This window comes from Thermus thalpophilus, from assembly GCF_022760915.1.
In the GTDB taxonomy this organism is placed as follows: domain Bacteria; phylum Deinococcota; class Deinococci; order Deinococcales; family Thermaceae; genus Thermus; species Thermus thalpophilus.
On sequence record NZ_JAKTNS010000003.1, the window covers coordinates 47008 to 60666 of the forward strand.

17 protein-coding genes and 1 tRNA gene are annotated in these 13659 nt (G+C 65.7%); 7 read left to right on the forward strand and 11 right to left on the reverse strand.

Annotated elements, in window-relative coordinates:
• Positions 1–65 precede the first annotated feature (65 nt).
• Complete coding sequence (locus tag L0D17_RS02200; RefSeq protein WP_243093706.1) at positions 66–1262, forward strand: MFS transporter; 1197 nt, start codon at positions 66–68, stop codon at positions 1260–1262.
• Here L0D17_RS02200 and wecB read toward each other — a convergent pair.
• The 4 genes from wecB to L0D17_RS02220 are packed head-to-tail and all read right to left on the reverse strand — an operon-like array spanning position 1237 to position 4910.
• Entirely contained in the window at positions 1237–2355 is a 1119-nt protein-coding gene (gene wecB, locus L0D17_RS02205; RefSeq protein WP_243093707.1) for a non-hydrolyzing UDP-N-acetylglucosamine 2-epimerase, read from the reverse strand. The two genes, L0D17_RS02200 and wecB, sit on opposite strands and share 26 nt — an antisense overlap.
• A complete protein-coding gene (locus L0D17_RS02210; protein WP_039458440.1) occupies positions 2352–3437 on the reverse strand; it encodes an MraY family glycosyltransferase in 1086 nt (361 codons plus the stop codon). Before L0D17_RS02210 ends, wecB begins: the two co-directional genes overlap by 4 nt.
• On the reverse strand, positions 3434–4060 hold the full coding sequence (gene upp, locus L0D17_RS02215) for a uracil phosphoribosyltransferase (protein WP_039458443.1): 627 nt from the start codon (positions 4058–4060) through the stop codon (positions 3434–3436). The genes L0D17_RS02210 and upp overlap by 4 nt, the downstream gene beginning before the upstream one ends.
• 10 nt (positions 4061–4070) lie before the next feature.
• A complete protein-coding gene (locus tag L0D17_RS02220) occupies positions 4071–4910 on the reverse strand; it encodes an aminoglycoside phosphotransferase family protein (RefSeq protein WP_243093708.1) in 840 nt (279 codons plus the stop codon).
• 18 nt (positions 4911–4928) lie between these two features.
• Between L0D17_RS02220 and L0D17_RS02225 the strand changes: the two genes are divergently transcribed.
• Positions 4929–6002 carry a radical SAM protein gene (locus L0D17_RS02225; RefSeq protein WP_243093709.1) on the forward strand — a complete coding sequence of 358 codons (1074 nt, stop codon included), beginning with the start codon at positions 4929–4931 and terminating at the stop codon, positions 6000–6002.
• Here the strand turns inward: L0D17_RS02225 and L0D17_RS02230 are convergent.
• Positions 5996–6202: a CDGSH iron-sulfur domain-containing protein gene (locus tag L0D17_RS02230; protein ID WP_039458450.1), complete on the reverse strand. Its 207-nt coding sequence runs from the start codon at positions 6200–6202 to the stop codon at positions 5996–5998. The genes L0D17_RS02225 and L0D17_RS02230 overlap by 7 nt on opposite strands.
• A gap of 28 nt (positions 6203–6230) precedes the next feature.
• Here L0D17_RS02230 and L0D17_RS02235 point away from each other — a divergent pair, with 28 nt between their 5' ends.
• The 3 genes from L0D17_RS02235 (at position 6231) to L0D17_RS02245 (ending at position 8215) form a co-directional block, all read left to right on the forward strand.
• Positions 6231–6644 carry a copper chaperone Copz family protein gene (locus L0D17_RS02235; protein WP_039458452.1) on the forward strand — a complete coding sequence of 138 codons (414 nt, stop codon included), beginning with the start codon at positions 6231–6233 and terminating at the stop codon, positions 6642–6644.
• Positions 6616–8145, forward strand: coding sequence for a tRNA lysidine(34) synthetase TilS (tilS, locus tag L0D17_RS02240; protein ID WP_243093710.1), 1530 nt, complete (start codon positions 6616–6618; stop codon positions 8143–8145). The genes L0D17_RS02235 and tilS overlap by 29 nt, the downstream gene beginning before the upstream one ends.
• Positions 8124–8215, forward strand: a tRNA-Ser gene (locus tag L0D17_RS02245). The genes tilS and L0D17_RS02245 overlap by 22 nt, the downstream gene beginning before the upstream one ends.
• A gap of 40 nt (positions 8216–8255) precedes the next feature.
• On the opposite strand, the gene L0D17_RS02250 is transcribed toward L0D17_RS02245, so the two are convergent.
• Genes L0D17_RS02250 through L0D17_RS02270 form a run of 6 tightly spaced genes read right to left on the reverse strand, consistent with a single transcriptional unit; the run spans position 8256 to position 12712 of the window.
• Entirely contained in the window at positions 8256–10073 is a 1818-nt protein-coding gene (locus tag L0D17_RS02250) for a pilus assembly PilX N-terminal domain-containing protein (RefSeq protein ID WP_243093711.1), read from the reverse strand.
• A gap of 22 nt (positions 10074–10095) precedes the next feature.
• Positions 10096–10995: a PilW family protein gene (locus L0D17_RS02255; protein WP_243093712.1), complete on the reverse strand. Its 900-nt coding sequence runs from the start codon at positions 10993–10995 to the stop codon at positions 10096–10098.
• An 8-nt stretch (positions 10996–11003) separates the two neighbouring features.
• Positions 11004–11375, reverse strand: coding sequence for a type IV pilus modification PilV family protein (locus L0D17_RS13930; RefSeq protein WP_423247944.1), 372 nt, complete (start codon positions 11373–11375; stop codon positions 11004–11006).
• Positions 11372–11866 (reverse strand): prepilin-type N-terminal cleavage/methylation domain-containing protein, encoded by a 495-nt coding sequence (locus tag L0D17_RS02260; RefSeq protein ID WP_341474671.1) that lies wholly within the window; start codon positions 11864–11866, stop codon positions 11372–11374. Before L0D17_RS02260 ends, L0D17_RS13930 begins: the two co-directional genes overlap by 4 nt.
• Positions 11867–11915: 49 nt before the next feature.
• Positions 11916–12521, reverse strand: coding sequence for a YkgJ family cysteine cluster protein (locus L0D17_RS02265; protein WP_243093713.1), 606 nt, complete (start codon positions 12519–12521; stop codon positions 11916–11918).
• Positions 12518–12712, reverse strand: a complete 195-nt coding sequence (locus tag L0D17_RS02270) for a hypothetical protein (RefSeq protein ID WP_243093714.1) — start codon at positions 12710–12712, stop codon at positions 12518–12520. The genes L0D17_RS02265 and L0D17_RS02270 overlap by 4 nt, the downstream gene beginning before the upstream one ends.
• A 23-nt stretch (positions 12713–12735) precedes the next feature.
• Here L0D17_RS02270 and L0D17_RS02275 point away from each other — a divergent pair, with 23 nt between their 5' ends.
• Both L0D17_RS02275 and L0D17_RS02280 read left to right on the forward strand, forming a co-directional pair.
• Complete coding sequence (locus L0D17_RS02275; RefSeq protein WP_039458466.1) at positions 12736–13224, forward strand: DinB family protein; 489 nt, start codon at positions 12736–12738, stop codon at positions 13222–13224.
• A gap of 36 nt (positions 13225–13260) precedes the next feature.
• The gene (locus L0D17_RS02280; RefSeq protein ID WP_243093715.1) at positions 13261–13656 is read left to right on the forward strand and encodes a DUF3197 domain-containing protein; all 396 of its coding nucleotides are present in this window, start codon (positions 13261–13263) and stop codon (positions 13654–13656) included.
• The last annotated feature ends 3 nt before the right edge of the window (positions 13657–13659 follow it).

Consider the following 13659-nt stretch of genomic DNA (forward strand, 5'->3'; position numbering starts at 1 on the left):
GTATAGGTCCGCCGGTAGGGGCTTCGCCTTGATAATGACCGGTCAGTCAGAGGTAGGATGGAGGGGTGCTGGCCCTCGCCCTCCTCCAAGACCCCCGCTACCGCGCCTACTGGCTCGCCCTCTTCACCTCCCAGATGGGCACCTGGATGCAGTCGGCGGCCCAGGCCTGGCTTGTCCTCCTCCTCACGGGGAGCGCGGAGCGGCTCGGGCTCGTGGTGGCCTTGCAGTTCCTGCCCTCCCTCCTCTTCTCCTTGCCCGCCGGGGTCCTGGCGGACCGCTACCCCAAGCGGAACCTCCTCCTCCTCACCCAGGGGGGGATGATGCTCCTCGCCCTCCTCATGGCCGTCCTCATCCTCACGGGGGCGGTGCGCTACGGGCATGTGCTCCTCTTCGCCTTCCTCTATGGGGCCCTAAACGCCATGGACCAGCCCGTGCGCCAAAGCTTCACCGTGGAGCTGGCGGGGCGGGAGCGGTATCCCGGGGCCATCGCCCTAAACTCCTTTGGCTTTAACACGAGCCGCCTCCTGGGGCCGGCGCTAGCTGGGGTGCTCATCGCCCTTTACGGGGTGGGGGTGGCCTACCTCGCCAACGCCCTCTCCTTCCTGCCCCTCCTCCTCGTCCTCCTGCGGGTGCCCCCGGGGCCCAGGGGGGAGGAGGGGGATGGGCGGTTCTTGAGGGAGGCCCTCGAGGGCGTCCGCTTCGTCCTGGAGCACCCCCTGGTACGGCGGGTGGTGGGGCTCGTCCTCTTCGCCAGCCTCCTCGGCATGAACTTCCAGACCCTGGTCCCCGCCTACGCCCGGCTTGTCCTGGGGCTTTCCGCCACCGGCTACGGCTTTCTCCTTTCCGCCGTGGGGCTTGGGGCCTTGGGGGCGGCCCTGGTCATGGCCTTCACGGGAAGGCCTAGGCCCGGGCGCCTCCTCCTTGGGGTCTTCGCCCTGGCCCTCGCCCACCTGGGGCTTTTCCTTCCCCACCCCACCTGGGTCCCCCTCTTCCTCGCCCTGGGAGGGTTTGGCATGATCTCCGTCCTCATCAACGCCAACACCTTGGTGCAGCTTTCCGTGCCCGATCGCCTGAGGGGTCGGGTTATGGCGGTCTACAGCCTGGTGATGCTGGGCACGGGGCCCTTGGGGGCTTACCTCACGGGCCTCCTCTTTGAGCTTCTCGGGGGGCGGCTTGCCGCCTTCCTCCTGGGAAGCGCCGTCTTCTTGGTGGGCCTTTACCAGCTTCGGGCCTGGCCTAAGGACGCCAGTCCTCCGGCCTAGGGCCGAGGCCGAGCCGCCAGGCCACCCCCTGGGCCACCCGCTCCCCGGCCCTTCCGTCCCCGTAGGGGTTTTTTGCCCGGCGCATGCGGGCGAGGGCCTCGGGGTCTTCCAGAAGCCCCTTCACCACCCGGTAGACCCCTTCGGGGTCGGTGCCGGCCAGCCTCAGGATGCCCGCCTCCAGCCCCTCGGGCCTTTCCGTGACGTTCCTTAGGACCACCACCGGCACCCCCAAGGCCGCCCCCTCCTCCTGCAGGCCCCCCGAGTCCGTGACCAAAAGGAGGCTTTCCTTCATTAGCGCGGCCATGGGGCCGTACTCCAGGGGGTCTAGGAGGACGAAGTTCCTCACCCCCTTGAGCACCGGGAAGACCGCCTCCCGCACCACGGGGTTCAGGTGCACGGGGTAAACGAAGGTGAGGTGGGGGAAGGCCTCCGCCACCCGCCTTAGGGCCCGGGCCAGCTCGGCGAGGATGGGCCAGTTTTCCCGGCGGTGCATGGTCACGGTGACGTAGGGCCCCGGGGGAAGCCCCTCGGGAAGGCGCCCCAGCTTGGCGGCCAGGAGCACGGCGTCCACCCCGGTCTGCCCCGTGACCAGGATCCCCTCCGCCCGCTTCCCCTCCTTTAGGAGGTTTTCCCGGGCCAAGGGCGTGGGGGCGAAGTCCAGGTCGGTGAGGACGTCGGTGAGGCGGCGGTTGGCCTCCTCAGGGAAGGGCTCCTTGAGGTTGCCGCTCCTAAGCCCCGCCTCCACGTGGCCCACGGGGATTCCTTCCAAGAAGGCGGCCCAGGCCACGGCGAAGGTGGTGAGGGTGTCCCCGTGCACCAAGACGTAGTCCGCCCGCATCTCCTTTAGCGCCCTGGCCGCTTGGGGAAGGATCCGGGCCGCCAGGTCGGGGAGGGCCTGGCGCTCTTGCATCACGTCCAGGTTCCGGTCCTCTGGGATGCCGAAAAGGCTCAGGGCCTGCCTTAACTGCTCCCGGTGTTGCCCCGTGAGGAGGACGAGGGGGGTGAGGTGGGGGATGGTCTTTAGGGCTAGGTACACCGGGGCCATCTTGGTGGCCTCGGGCCGGGTGCCGAAGGCCAAGACCACGCGCTTCATTCGCCCCTCCATAGCGCCCGCAGGCGGCGGTAGGTGACCCAGGAAAGGCCAAAGAGGGTGGCGAGGAGGCTCGCCCCTATGGCTTCCCCGGGCATTCGGAGGTAAAGCATGGCGAGGAGGTTAAAGAGGAGGGCCACGCTCCAAAGGGCGAAGGCCACCCGGCGCTGGGAAAGCCCCCGGGAGAGGAGGTGGTGGTGGATGTGGTCCTTGCCCGGGGTGGAGAGGGGGTTTTGCCGCCGAAGGAGCCTTCGCACCACCACCTGGGTGGTGTCCAGGATGGGTAGGAGCAGGAAGAGCATGGGGGGAAGGAGGCCCAAGAAGGTGGTGAGCTTGAGGTTGCCCAAAAGGGCGGTGGCCGCCAGGGTGTAGCCCAGGAAGTAGGCCCCGGCGTCCCCCAGGATGATGCGGCTTGGGTGGAGGTTGTGCCGCAAAAACCCAAGGGCGGCCCCCGCCAAGGCGGCGAGGACCAGGGTGCCCGCGGCCCAGAAGGGGAACTGGGCGGAGACGAAGAGGAGGCTTACGGCGCTGATGTAGGCGATGCCTCCAGCGAGGCCGTCCAGGCCGTCCATGAGGTTTAGGGCGTTGGTGATGCCCACCACCCAAAGCCAGGTGAGGAAGAGCCCCAAGGCGGGGTCCAAGGGGGTGCCGAAGGCGGCCTCAAAGCGCACCCCCACCGCCATGAGGAGGAGGGCGGCCAGGGTTTGCACAAAGAGGCGGAAGAGGGGCGGAAGGCCGAACTGGTCGTCGATGAAGCCCACCAGGACCAGCCAGGCCCCGCCCAGGAGGATGGCCAGGACCTGGATGAGGACGCTTTCCACCAGGATGGGCCGGAGGAAGGCCGCGGCCACCAGGGCCAGCACCACCCCGGCATAGACGGCAAGCCCCCCGGCGTTGGGCAAGGGCTCCCGGTTGAGCCGGCGCTCGTTGGGCAGGTCGGCCCAGCCCACCTTGAGGGCGAAGCGGCGCACGTGGGGAAGGAAGCGCCAGGTGAAGAAAAGGGCCAGAAAAAAGGCGAAGGCCACGGAAAGCCAACCCGTGCCCCCAGGGTCGGCCACGCCTACGCGCTTCAGAAGCTCGCTCATTTCGTGCCGTAGATGCGGTCCCCGGCGTCGCCAAGGCCGGGGACGATGTAGCCGTGCTCGTTCAAGTGTTGGTCCACCGCCGCCACCACCACCTCGGTGTCGGGGTGGTCCTCGGCGATGCGCCTTAGGCCCTCGGGGGCGGCGATGAGGCACATGAGCTTGATGCCCTTGGCTCCCTTTTCCTTGAGGAGGGAGAGGGCCAGGCTGGCGCTACCCCCCGTGGCCAGCATGGGGTCTAGGAGGAAGACCCGGCGCTCGGCGATGTCCGGGGGGAGCTTAGCGTAGTACTGCACGGGCTTGAGGGACTCGGGGTCGCGGTAGAGCCCAATGTGCCCCACCCGGGCGTGGGGAACCAGCTTTAGGATGCCCTCCACCATGACGAGCCCCGCCCGGAGGATGGCCACCAGGGCGAGCTTCTTGCCGGAGAGGACCTTGACCCGGGCCTCCGCCACGGGGGTTTCCACCGTGGCCTCGGTGAGCTCCAGGTCCCGCATGGCCTCGTAGGCCATGAGGAGGGAAAGCTCCTCGGCGAGCTCCCGGAAGTCCTTGGGGCCGGTGCGCTTGTCCCGCAGGTGGGCCAGCTTGTGCTGGACCAAGGGGTGGTCCACCAGGGTGATCCTCATCCCGTAAAGCCTAACACGCCCTTCGGGGGGAAAGGCAGTCCTGGAAGAAGCTTAGGGCCTTGGGGAGCTTCTCCTTGAGGGCCTCGAGGAAGGCCTCGGGGCGCTTGGTGCGGAACCAGTGGAGGTCGTGGAGGTAGGTGAGGGGGACATAAAAAGCGAGTCTCTCCCGCACCTCGGCGGGGTAGAAGCGGGCGATGCGGAGGAGGGCTTCCCGGGCCATCTCCTCCCCCAGAAGGTCCAGGCTTCCCGTCTTCAGGAGGGCGAGGTCGCGGGCGGGGTCATCGCCCCCGGAACGCACCCAGTCCACCAGGAGGACCTCGGGACCCTCCGCGCCCGGATCCTTCACCAGGAGGTTGCCCGCCCAGGCGTCCCGGTGGCAGAAGCGCCTTTCCACCCCGGCGGCAAGGCCCACCTCCCGCCTTAGCCCCTGAATGAGGGCGAGGGCCTCGGGGATGGCGTGGAGGCTTTCGGCGAAGCGCTCTAGCCTTTCTAGGAGCTCCGCCTTGCGCACGTACCCGGGCTCGGGGAGGCGGTGGAGGGAGAGGAAGAGGTGGGCCAAGGCGGCTAAGGTCTTGGGGGTGAAGGCCTCGGGGGCGAAGGGCCGGCCGGGGAAGCGGCGGGTGATGAGGACCCCTTGGCCCTCCACCTCCGCCACCCCCAGGACGAAGTGCCCCAGGCCCGCCCGGGCCATGCGGCGGGCCTCGAGGGCGGCCAGGTGCGCCTCCTCAGGGCGGTAGACCTTGTAGACCTGCGCCCCGTCCGTGTAGACCCGGGCCTCAAACCCCCCTAGGGGCGTGAGGTGGGCGAGGGTTTCCGGGGAGAGGAGGCCCTTCAGGGCGGAAAGCGCCACGGGGCTTATTCTAAGGCCGTGGAGCTCTTGAGGCCCGAGGCCACCCTCCTCTCCTTGGGAGATAGGGTCCTCTCCTTTGACCGGGAAGGGCGGCTTTACCACTACTTCCGCCAGGGGATGACCTACAAGCGGGCCCTGGACGGAAGCCTCCACCTGCGCTACCGGGAGGGGGTGCGCAGGCGGCGGAAGCTCGCCCCGGAGGAGGCCCTTAGCGTCTACCGGGAGGGCTTGGCCCTGGCGGAGGCCCACCTGCGGGATGAGACGAGGCGGCGGGAAGTCCTCCGCTGGACCCCGGAGGCCCTCCTGGACCCCGGGCCCTACCAGAGGGCCTACGCCTGGCCCATTAGCATCCTTCCCCCCGACGCCTACCTCGCCGTGGTCCTCCAGGCCACCACGGGCTGCACCTGGAACCGCTGCACCTTTTGTAGTTTTTACCAGGACCGCCCCTTCCAGAAGCGGAGCCCCGAGGCCTTCGCCGAGCACGTGGAGCGGGTGCGGGAGCTCCTCGGCCGGGGGATGCTCCTCCGGCGGGGGGTGTTCCTGGCGGACGGGAACGCCCTCGCCCTCTCCGAGCCCCTTCTCCCCCTTCTGGAGATCGTGCAAAGGGCCTTCCCTGGGGAGCCGGTCCTGGGCTTTTTGGACCTCTTCAGCGGGCTTAAGAAGGAGGCCTCCTGGTGGGAAGGGCTTCGGGCCTTGGGCCTGAGGCGGGTGTACGTGGGGCTGGAGACGGGCCACGCCCCCCTCCTCGCCCTCCTGGGGAAGCCCGGCTACCCCCGGGAGGTCGTGGCCTTGGTGGGCGCCTTGAAGCGGGCGGGGGTGGCCGTGGGGGTGATCCTCCTGGTGGGGGCTGGGGGAAAGCCCTTCGCCCAGGCCCACTTCCGGGATAGCCTCGCCCTTTTGGCCGAGCTTCCCTTGGACCGGGGGGACCTGGTCTACCTATCCCCCTTTCAGGAGGATCCCCGCACCCCCTACGCCGCCTTGGGCCTGGAACCCCTTCCCGACGTGGAGGCGGAGCTCAAGGCCTGGGCGGGGGCCCTTCGCCGCCTGGGCCTCAGGGCGGGCCGCTATGACATCCGGGAGTTCCTCTACTGAACCTCTATTTCCCCGGCTTCCGCCTGGAAGCCCACTTCCTTATGGGCGCCGTCGCAGAAGGGCTTGTTCCCGGAGTGGCCGCAGCGGCAAAGGGCGAGCCTGGGCCGCTCTAGCCGCCTTTCCTCCCCGTTTAGGCGGAAGGTGCTCCCCTCGGGGAGGTCCAGGACGTAAGGGCCGTTTTCCCGGAAGCGGAGGCGCATGGCCTTAGGATACCCGTATAGTGGGGGTATGCGCTGCCCCCAAAGCGGCCAGGAGGGGCTTCCCGTGCCCCTCAAGGCGGTGAAGAACTTCCTCACAGGAAGGGCCTTGGCCCGCCTTGACCCAGAAGCGGCCCATTACCTCTGCCAGGACCCTCGCTGTCCCGTGGTCTACTACGGGGCAGAGGGGGTGTACCGCCTGGAGGATGTCCGCTTCCCCGTGTACGACAAGGGCGCTTCCTGGGTGTGCTACTGCTTTGACTGGACGCGGGAGGCCATCCAGGAAGCCCTCTTGGCCGGGAAAGACCCGGTGGCGGAGGTGGAGGCGGGGGTGAGGGCCAAGCGGTGCGCCTGCGAGGTGCGCAACCCCCGGGGTAAGTGCTGCCTGCCCGCGCTTAGGGCGGAGGTGGCGAGGCTTGCATCCCCTCGAGGCCCCCTTCCGTGAACGCCTGGCGGCCCTGGCCCCAGAGGACCCCTTGGTCCTGGCGGTCTCGGGGGGCGGGGACTCCGTGGCCCTGGCCCACCTGGTCCACCGGGCGGGGCGAAGGGGGGTGGTGGCCCACCTGGACCACGCCTTAAGGCCCGATAGCGCCGGGGACCTGGCCTTCGTGCGGGCCCTAGCGGAAAGGCTTGGCTTTCCCTTCTACGCCGAGCGGGTGGAGGTGGGAAGGATCGCCAAAGAAAGGGGGGAGAACCTCGAGGCCTTGGCCCGGGAGGTGCGCTACGCCTTCCTCCACCGGGTGGCCAGGGAGGTAGGGGCCAAGGCCATCCTCACCGCCCACACCCTGGACGACCAGGCGGAAACCCTTCTCCTCAAGCTCCTCCAGGGCACGGCCCGGGGGCTTGCCATCCGGGAGAAGGAGGGCCTGGTGGTGCGGCCCCTCCTCCCCTTCCCCCGGGAGGCCCTCCGGGACTACCTGGGGTTCTTGGGGGAGGCCTGGCGGGAGGACCCCACCAACCAAGACCCCGCCTTGGACCGCAACTACCTCCGCCTCGTGGTCTTCCCCCTCCTGTTGGAGCGCTTTCCCGCCGCCCGGGAGGCTTTGGCCCGCTTCGCCCAGGCCCGGGAGATGGAGGACGCCCACCTGGAAAAGGAGGCCAGGGCCCGCCTCCTCCCCGACCCCCGCTTCTTCGTCCCCGCCTACCGCGTGGCCCCTCTGGTGGAAGCCCCCCCCGCCCTCCGCCGCCGCGCCCTGCGCCAGGTGTTGGAGGGCCTCTTCCTCCGCCCCGAGGCCCGGCACATCGCCCTCTTGGAAGGCGCCTTGGCGGGCCGGGCCGCCACCTTACCGGAAGGCCACACGGCTCGCCGCAAGGGGGGGACGCTCTTCCTCATCCCTCCCGCCCCCAGGCTTCCCCTTCCCCCGGGCTTCCGCCGCCCGGAGCCGGGGGACTACCTGGTTATGCCCTATGGCCGCAAGCGCCTGGTGGACTTCCTGGCGGAAAAAGGGGTGCCCAAGGAACTCAAGGGCCTCTGGCCCGTGCGGGCGGAGGCGAAGCGGGTGGTGGAGGTCTACGGGCTTTTTCCCCCGGGGGAGGGGGAGAGGCTCATGGGGCTTGCCTTGGAGGAGGCGCAGGAAGCCTTGGCCCAGGGGGAGGTGCCCGTGGGGGCGGTGTTGGTGGCGGGAGAGCGGCTTTATCGGGCCCACAACCGGGTGGAGGCCACGAAGGACCCCACGGCCCACGCGGAGATGCTCCTTCTGCGCCAGGCCGGGAAGGAGGCCCGGGGCGGGCGGGTCTACGTGACCCTGGAGCCTTGCCTCATGTGCCAGCACGCCCTCACCCAGGCGGGGGTGGAGGTGGTCTACGGGGCGGAAAACCTCAAGGAGGGGGCCCTCACCCGCTTTGGCCAGCGGGGAAAGGTCTTGGGTGGCGTGCGGGAAGGGGAGTGTGCTAAGCTTTTAAGGGATTTCTTCGCCCGGCTCAGGGAGGGGTGCCGGAGCGGTTGAACGGGCCGGTCTCGAAAACCGGTAGGCCCCGCAAGGGGCCTCGCGGGTTCGAATCCCGCCCCCTCCGCCAAGCAGGCGGCCTTCGGGCCGCCTCTTTTACTGTCAAAGGCTTACTGGCTGCGCTCAAACTCCCTTAGGAAAAGCTCCTGCTTAAGGTAGACGAACCGGGGAGAAAGGGGCGGCAATTGTCCTTGCGAAAAGCGTGTATCGTAGGACCAGTTTCGGACGGGGGGGTCATAGATGTTGCAGCCCGAAACGTTAGCGGTTTGTCCTGTGCTTGGGTTGTAAGTCCCCTGCCCCCCGGTACCACACCATTTGCCGGCCACGTGCCGGGGTGTACCCAAACTTACAAAAGACCCCCGGTACGTGAGGGTCTTATTGGTCCACGTTTCGTGGAAGCGGGGGTAGTTTTCTAGGCCGCCGTTGTAGTTGCCCTTGTCCTGTCCTTGGGTACCCTCGCTTCCCCCGGTGATGTCGGTGCCCGCCAGAAAGGCGGCGTTGATCTCGGTATTGCTGGCTACCCGTTGGGAGAGCGTCCGGTAGCTGCCGGTATCGTCGTTCCAGGCATTGGACAGGATGTTTAAGCTATCGGCGAGAAAGGCGGTAGGGATCCAATTGGTCTTGTTGAGATCGCCTTGGATGTAGACCGCTTGGTCCGTGGCGATGGTGAGGCCCCTGGGCCTCGGCGCGCTGGAAATCGTTGAGGCGATTTCCGCCCCGTTCTTCACGCGAACTCCGTAGTTGTTGATCCCGTTGCTCTGGGGTCCGAAGACAGTGAAGTGGAAGACCAAGCCCCCATCTGTGTCATCGTCCAACGCGAATCCAAAGGCAGTTCGGTTGTTGTGTATGCAGTCTAGAAGTTTACGCAAGTCCACGTCTAGCATTTGGATGCGTTTCTCCTCACGCCAGTTGTAGAAAGCGTTGCTTGTACTAACCGCACCTATGCACGCCTGCAGGGCTGTGGTAGCTGCCACATCCACCACGTTCGTACCACCGCTTACCCGGTATACCTTTGGAACGGGTGGCGTGGTGGAAAGGTCTAGCCCAATCCGGAGGTCAGCCTTTTCCCAATAGGTCCGTCCCGGCTCTGGGTCCAGGGCTTCCGGTTCGGGCACGGTGACCCGGTTTACCCCCACTTGAATGCGACCGCCCCAAGGGGCCACATTCGCTTGGCTAAAGGAGCGCCGATTTGTACCGTTGCAGGCAAGGGTAGACGGATTCCCGTCTGCCTTGTACACGCGCACGGTCCCGGTACAAGTGTTGGTGTCTTTTCTGCCGCGGTACAGCGCGCCTGCGGTGCTTACCTGGCCGGTTACCGTTAGTGTGTTGTCATTGCCAGCGTTCAGGTAGAGATCCCCATTGGTATGGACGCGTCCGTTGAGGGTCATGTCAGGACCGGGAAGGATTTCCAGGTCTTTGTTGTAGAACGCCGCAAATTGGAACATAGGTACCAAGCGGCTTTTGAAGCGGAGTTCTAAGATGGCCTCGGGGTTCCCGTCTACGCCGAGCGCTACCGAAAACAGGGAATAGCGATATTCTTGGGCTTCTAACCCTTCGTAGAGCTCCCCGGGGGGAATAGCTACGCTTTGCGGGTTATTGGGTGCTTCCACCACGTACGTTCGCACCGTGCGACCCCCAATGGAATAGGTCTTGCACTGGAAGTCCCCGCTCCCTTGGTTGGTACCTTGGCAAGGGTTGGCACCCGTGGGGCTTGTGCCCGTGGGGCGGTTGTATCCCAAAAACTTCTGGCGGATCTCCTCAGCTCGAAGGTTGAGCCCGGCTTCTGCTGCGTAGAAGCCGGTGGTTTGACGAACGCTTGCCGTGGTGGCCCCTAGCTCTATACGGGTCAAAACGAAGTAAGCGGTGAGCAAGGACATGAGGACCACCAGGAGGATGAGCGTGCTCACTAGGGCAAAGCCTTTGCGCATAGCTACCTCCTACCCTCGCTTGCTAGTCCGAAAGGATGTTTCTTGGCAAAATCTTCGTCTGTAACTCCCGGGTTAAGGTACCTATCTTTACCCCAACCTTCACCTCTATCTCTTGCAGCTGCCGCCAGTTTAGGTTGTTTGCGGGGAAATTTGTGTACCAGGTATTGCCCACGCGGGCCTTCACCGACAAGGTCGTCACGTTAGCGACAACCCCCTTGCCGGTTTGGGCTCCGTTCTCTGCCAACAAGATTTTGCCATCTTCTAGGTAATAACGCCGCTCCTCCAGCAGGTAAATGCGTGTACCTAGGCCATAGCTCTTTTGCCAACGATCACTATTACCCTTGTGGATCTTCACGCCGGAGTTGTCTTCCGCATCGTAATCAAACCACTCCCCTTGGCCCGAGGTGGGGTTGTAGATGTAGGCCCGCACCACTTCCCTGCGATTGCCGGTTTGGCAGCTTGGCTCGCCATCGCTGGCGCAGCGGTAGGCTCTCCAGGCATCAATGCGGTCATCGTAGCCGTTGTTGTTGGAATCGCGGAAGCGGCATATATCCTCGTATCCGGCAGGAAGCCGATTCTCGTTCTTGATTGCCACAGGTATGTTATCTTGATTTCCGTTTATTCCGTTCGTGTCACATAGAGCAAGAACTTGATCCATCAGGTTGCGCCTCAAGATGAGCTCATTACCATTGCGGACAAGGATGGCGGGTAAATCTCCAGGCAGGCGTTCCCCTGCCTGGCGGGCGTCGGCTACGATTAGGTCCAGCGCGGCCCGAAGGTTTTGGTTGGCAGCGGTGCGGTACTGGTCTAGGGTGTAAAGCCTGCGATTGCTTAAGGCTGTGGCAAGCAGGAGGCCCAGGAGAATGCCACCCATGGCTAGGGCCACGAGCAACTCAACCAACGTAAAGCCTTTTCGTACCATGTTTCACCTCACCTTAGTTGAGTAAAGACGGTTTCCACGTGGTAAATGGGGTTGGTTTCCCCAGAAAGGAAGACTCTCACCGTAACATGACGCGCACCGGAGGTGCAGAGGGAAGCGTTTTCGCAATAGCAGGTCTTAAGGGTAAAGTCCCGCCCGCTTCGGCTAAGGGATTGGTCTTGGCATCCCGTGGTGGGAAGGTTTTGAGGGTTTATAAGCCGTAGGGCCTCCAGGCGTTCTTGCGCAAGCGTTACCGCTTGGCTGCGAATCTCTGTCCGGGTGTTGATGCGTAGGTAGGTGATAAATCCGGCCAGGATAGGGCCGATGATGGCGAGAATGGCTAGAGCAACCAATACTTCTATGAGCGTCAATCCCTGTTTCATCGCTGGACCACCCCCCCGCCTAAAAGCACAGCAAGGGTTGCAACTCTCCCGCGGTTATCCTGCAAGGTCAACGTGGGTTCCTGGGGAGGGTTTCCTCCATTTATGAGCACCAAAAGCCCCCGGCTATTGAAACAGAGGGAGGCCCCAGCGGGACGAATGGAAATGGTTACCTCGGTCGGGAGTTCCAAACGTAGTTGCAGGTCAGTAGTAAAAGTGGAGGCGTTGCACTTATTAGCGTAGCTCGCCTCAAGCCCCTTTCCATCTTGACGCAGGCTGATCCGGTACGCCGATGTAGTGGCCATCGCCTTGGCCCGCACTTGCTTTAGATATCCTTCAGTTCGGGACACGGAGTCCTGCAAGGGATTGTAGAGCGGACGCAAGTTCAGAGCGGCTATACTACCGGCGATGCCCAAGACAGCCAACGCTACCAGAAGTTCTAGCAAGGATATCCCTCGGCCCGACATTTTCCCCACTCCTCTCCAGGCTAGCATAGCCTAGGGGATTTGCTGTATCCCCCATAAAGGGGATAGGGCGAGGGAGCTAGAATACTTCAAACCCCCACCGCCCCCCCAGGACCCCCAGGGCCTTTAGGCGGGTTTCCACCTCCTTTCGCTCCTTGGGAAGCCTCGTCAGGAGGAGGTAAAGGAGCCCCACCATCTCCCCCAGGAGCACGTGGCCGTAGCGCCTTGCCTCTTCTTCCCAAAGCGCTTCCATCCTGCGCCGGGCCATGCGCCAGGGCGCGGGGAGGAAGTGCCCTTCAGGGGCCAAAGCCTCGGGGGCGCAGAGGGCGGGGTCGCCGGCGGTGAGGAGGCCCCGGCAGGCGAGGGGGCGGTGAGGGTAGACCCCGCAGAGCCCCCCTTCCAGGAAGGGGCAGGGGGTGCGGCTTCGGAAGAAGCGGCTTGGGAAGTCCTTTTGCTCCTTGCCCTGGGCTAAGAGGGCGAGGCGCCAAGGGCCTTCCTTCAGGACTCGTTCCTTCTGTGCCTCCGTGAGGTGGGGGAGGAGGGCTTCTCCCTCGAGGCGGGAAAGGGTCACCAGGCCGAAGCAACAGGCGAAGCACCCCGCCCGGCAGGAGGGCGTTATGGCCTTCTTCGCCAGGTAATCGGCGAGGTCCAGGTCCAGGTCGCGCCAGGCCTCCTCTGGGGTCATCGCCGCAGGCGGTAAACCCCCTTCCGGGGGTCAAAGGGGCAAGTGCGGGAAGCCACGTGGGGGCAGAAGCGCCCATGGCGGCGCACCTCCTCCGCCAGGCCCCGGGGGAGGCCGCAGGCGGGGCAGGCGGCGGGCCGCCGGGGCCAGAGGCGGTAAGCGAGGAGAAGCCCGAAAAGGACCAAGAGCTCCACGCTCTTTAGCTTAAACTAGAGCCATGCCCGCGCCCTTTTTGGAACCCTTAGTACCCGGGGTCTCCCCGGCCGTGTCCGCCTGGATTAGGGGCTTGGAGGAGGTGGCCCAGCACTTGGAGAAGTGGGCCTTTGACCTTCCCGAGGAGGCCTTCTGGTGGCGGCCCAAGGAGGGGGCGAACCCCATCGGCGGCCTGGTGCGCCACATCACGGGAAGCTCCTTGCGCCTCGCCTCCTACGCCCTCGGCCTGCCCCTTCCCGAGTGGGCCAAGCGGGGGCGGGAGTGGGAACTCCAAGGGGAGGCGGAGCCCAAGGAAAGGGTGGTGGCCCGCTTCCGCGAGGCCTGGGAAAGCCTTGTTTCCGCCCTCAAGGAGGTGCGGGAGGAGGCCCTGGCCGAGGAGGTGGCCGTGGGCCACCTGGGGGCGAAGGCCCCCAGGGCCCACGTCCTCCACCACCTGGTGGAACACGCCCAGCACCACGCCGGCCAGGTGATTTACGCCCGCAAGCTCCTCTAGGGCGTTTGCCCTCCCCCTTGGGCGTAAGATGGAGGCATGGAACGCGTGGGCTTGCGTGCGGCGCCTAGGCTTACCCTGAAGGCCCTGGAGGAGGCCCTGCGGGGGGTCCGCCTCCCCGAGGCCAAGGTCTACCTCATCACCGACTGGCAGGACCGGAGGGACAAGGCCCGCTACGCCCTCCTCCTCCACGGGGGGAAGAAGGACCTCTTGGTCCCCGACGCCTTCGGCCCCGCCTTTCCCGGGGGGGAGGAGGCCCTGGCGGAGCTCGTGCGCCTCTTGCTCCAAGGCGGGGCGAGGAGGTTTTATGAGGCGGTGGTCTCCCCTGGGGAAATGACCGCCCTCTTAGACCTCCCCCCGGAGGAACTGGTGAAGCGGGTGGTGGCCGTTGCCAACCCCACGGACCCCGGCATCTACCTTAAGCGGGCGGCTTAGTGA

What these genes read in the sequence shown, in the direction of transcription:
- L0D17_RS02260 (WP_341474671.1), bottom strand. Translation starts at nt 11,866, where the DNA reads ATGCTAGCCTGGAGAGGAGTGGGGAAAATGTCGGGCCGAGGGATATCC.
- L0D17_RS02280 (WP_243093715.1), top strand. Translation starts at nt 13,261, where the DNA reads ATGGAACGCGTGGGCTTGCGTGCGGCGCCTAGGCTTACCCTGAAGGCC.
- L0D17_RS02265 (WP_243093713.1), bottom strand. Translation starts at nt 12,521, where the DNA reads ATGACCCCAGAGGAGGCCTGGCGCGACCTGGACCTGGACCTCGCCGAT.
- L0D17_RS13930 (WP_423247944.1), bottom strand. Translation starts at nt 11,375, where the DNA reads ATGAAACAGGGATTGACGCTCATAGAAGTATTGGTTGCTCTAGCCATT.
- L0D17_RS02235 (WP_039458452.1), top strand. Translation starts at nt 6,231, where the DNA reads ATGCGCTGCCCCCAAAGCGGCCAGGAGGGGCTTCCCGTGCCCCTCAAG.
- upp (WP_039458443.1), bottom strand. Translation starts at nt 4,060, where the DNA reads ATGAGGATCACCCTGGTGGACCACCCCTTGGTCCAGCACAAGCTGGCC.
- wecB (WP_243093707.1), bottom strand. Translation starts at nt 2,355, where the DNA reads ATGAAGCGCGTGGTCTTGGCCTTCGGCACCCGGCCCGAGGCCACCAAG.
- L0D17_RS02250 (WP_243093711.1), bottom strand. Translation starts at nt 10,073, where the DNA reads ATGCGCAAAGGCTTTGCCCTAGTGAGCACGCTCATCCTCCTGGTGGTC.
- L0D17_RS02255 (WP_243093712.1), bottom strand. Translation starts at nt 10,995, where the DNA reads ATGGTACGAAAAGGCTTTACGTTGGTTGAGTTGCTCGTGGCCCTAGCC.
- L0D17_RS02275 (WP_039458466.1), top strand. Translation starts at nt 12,736, where the DNA reads ATGCCCGCGCCCTTTTTGGAACCCTTAGTACCCGGGGTCTCCCCGGCC.
- L0D17_RS02210 (WP_039458440.1), bottom strand. Translation starts at nt 3,437, where the DNA reads ATGAGCGAGCTTCTGAAGCGCGTAGGCGTGGCCGACCCTGGGGGCACG.
- L0D17_RS02230 (WP_039458450.1), bottom strand. Translation starts at nt 6,202, where the DNA reads ATGCGCCTCCGCTTCCGGGAAAACGGCCCTTACGTCCTGGACCTCCCC.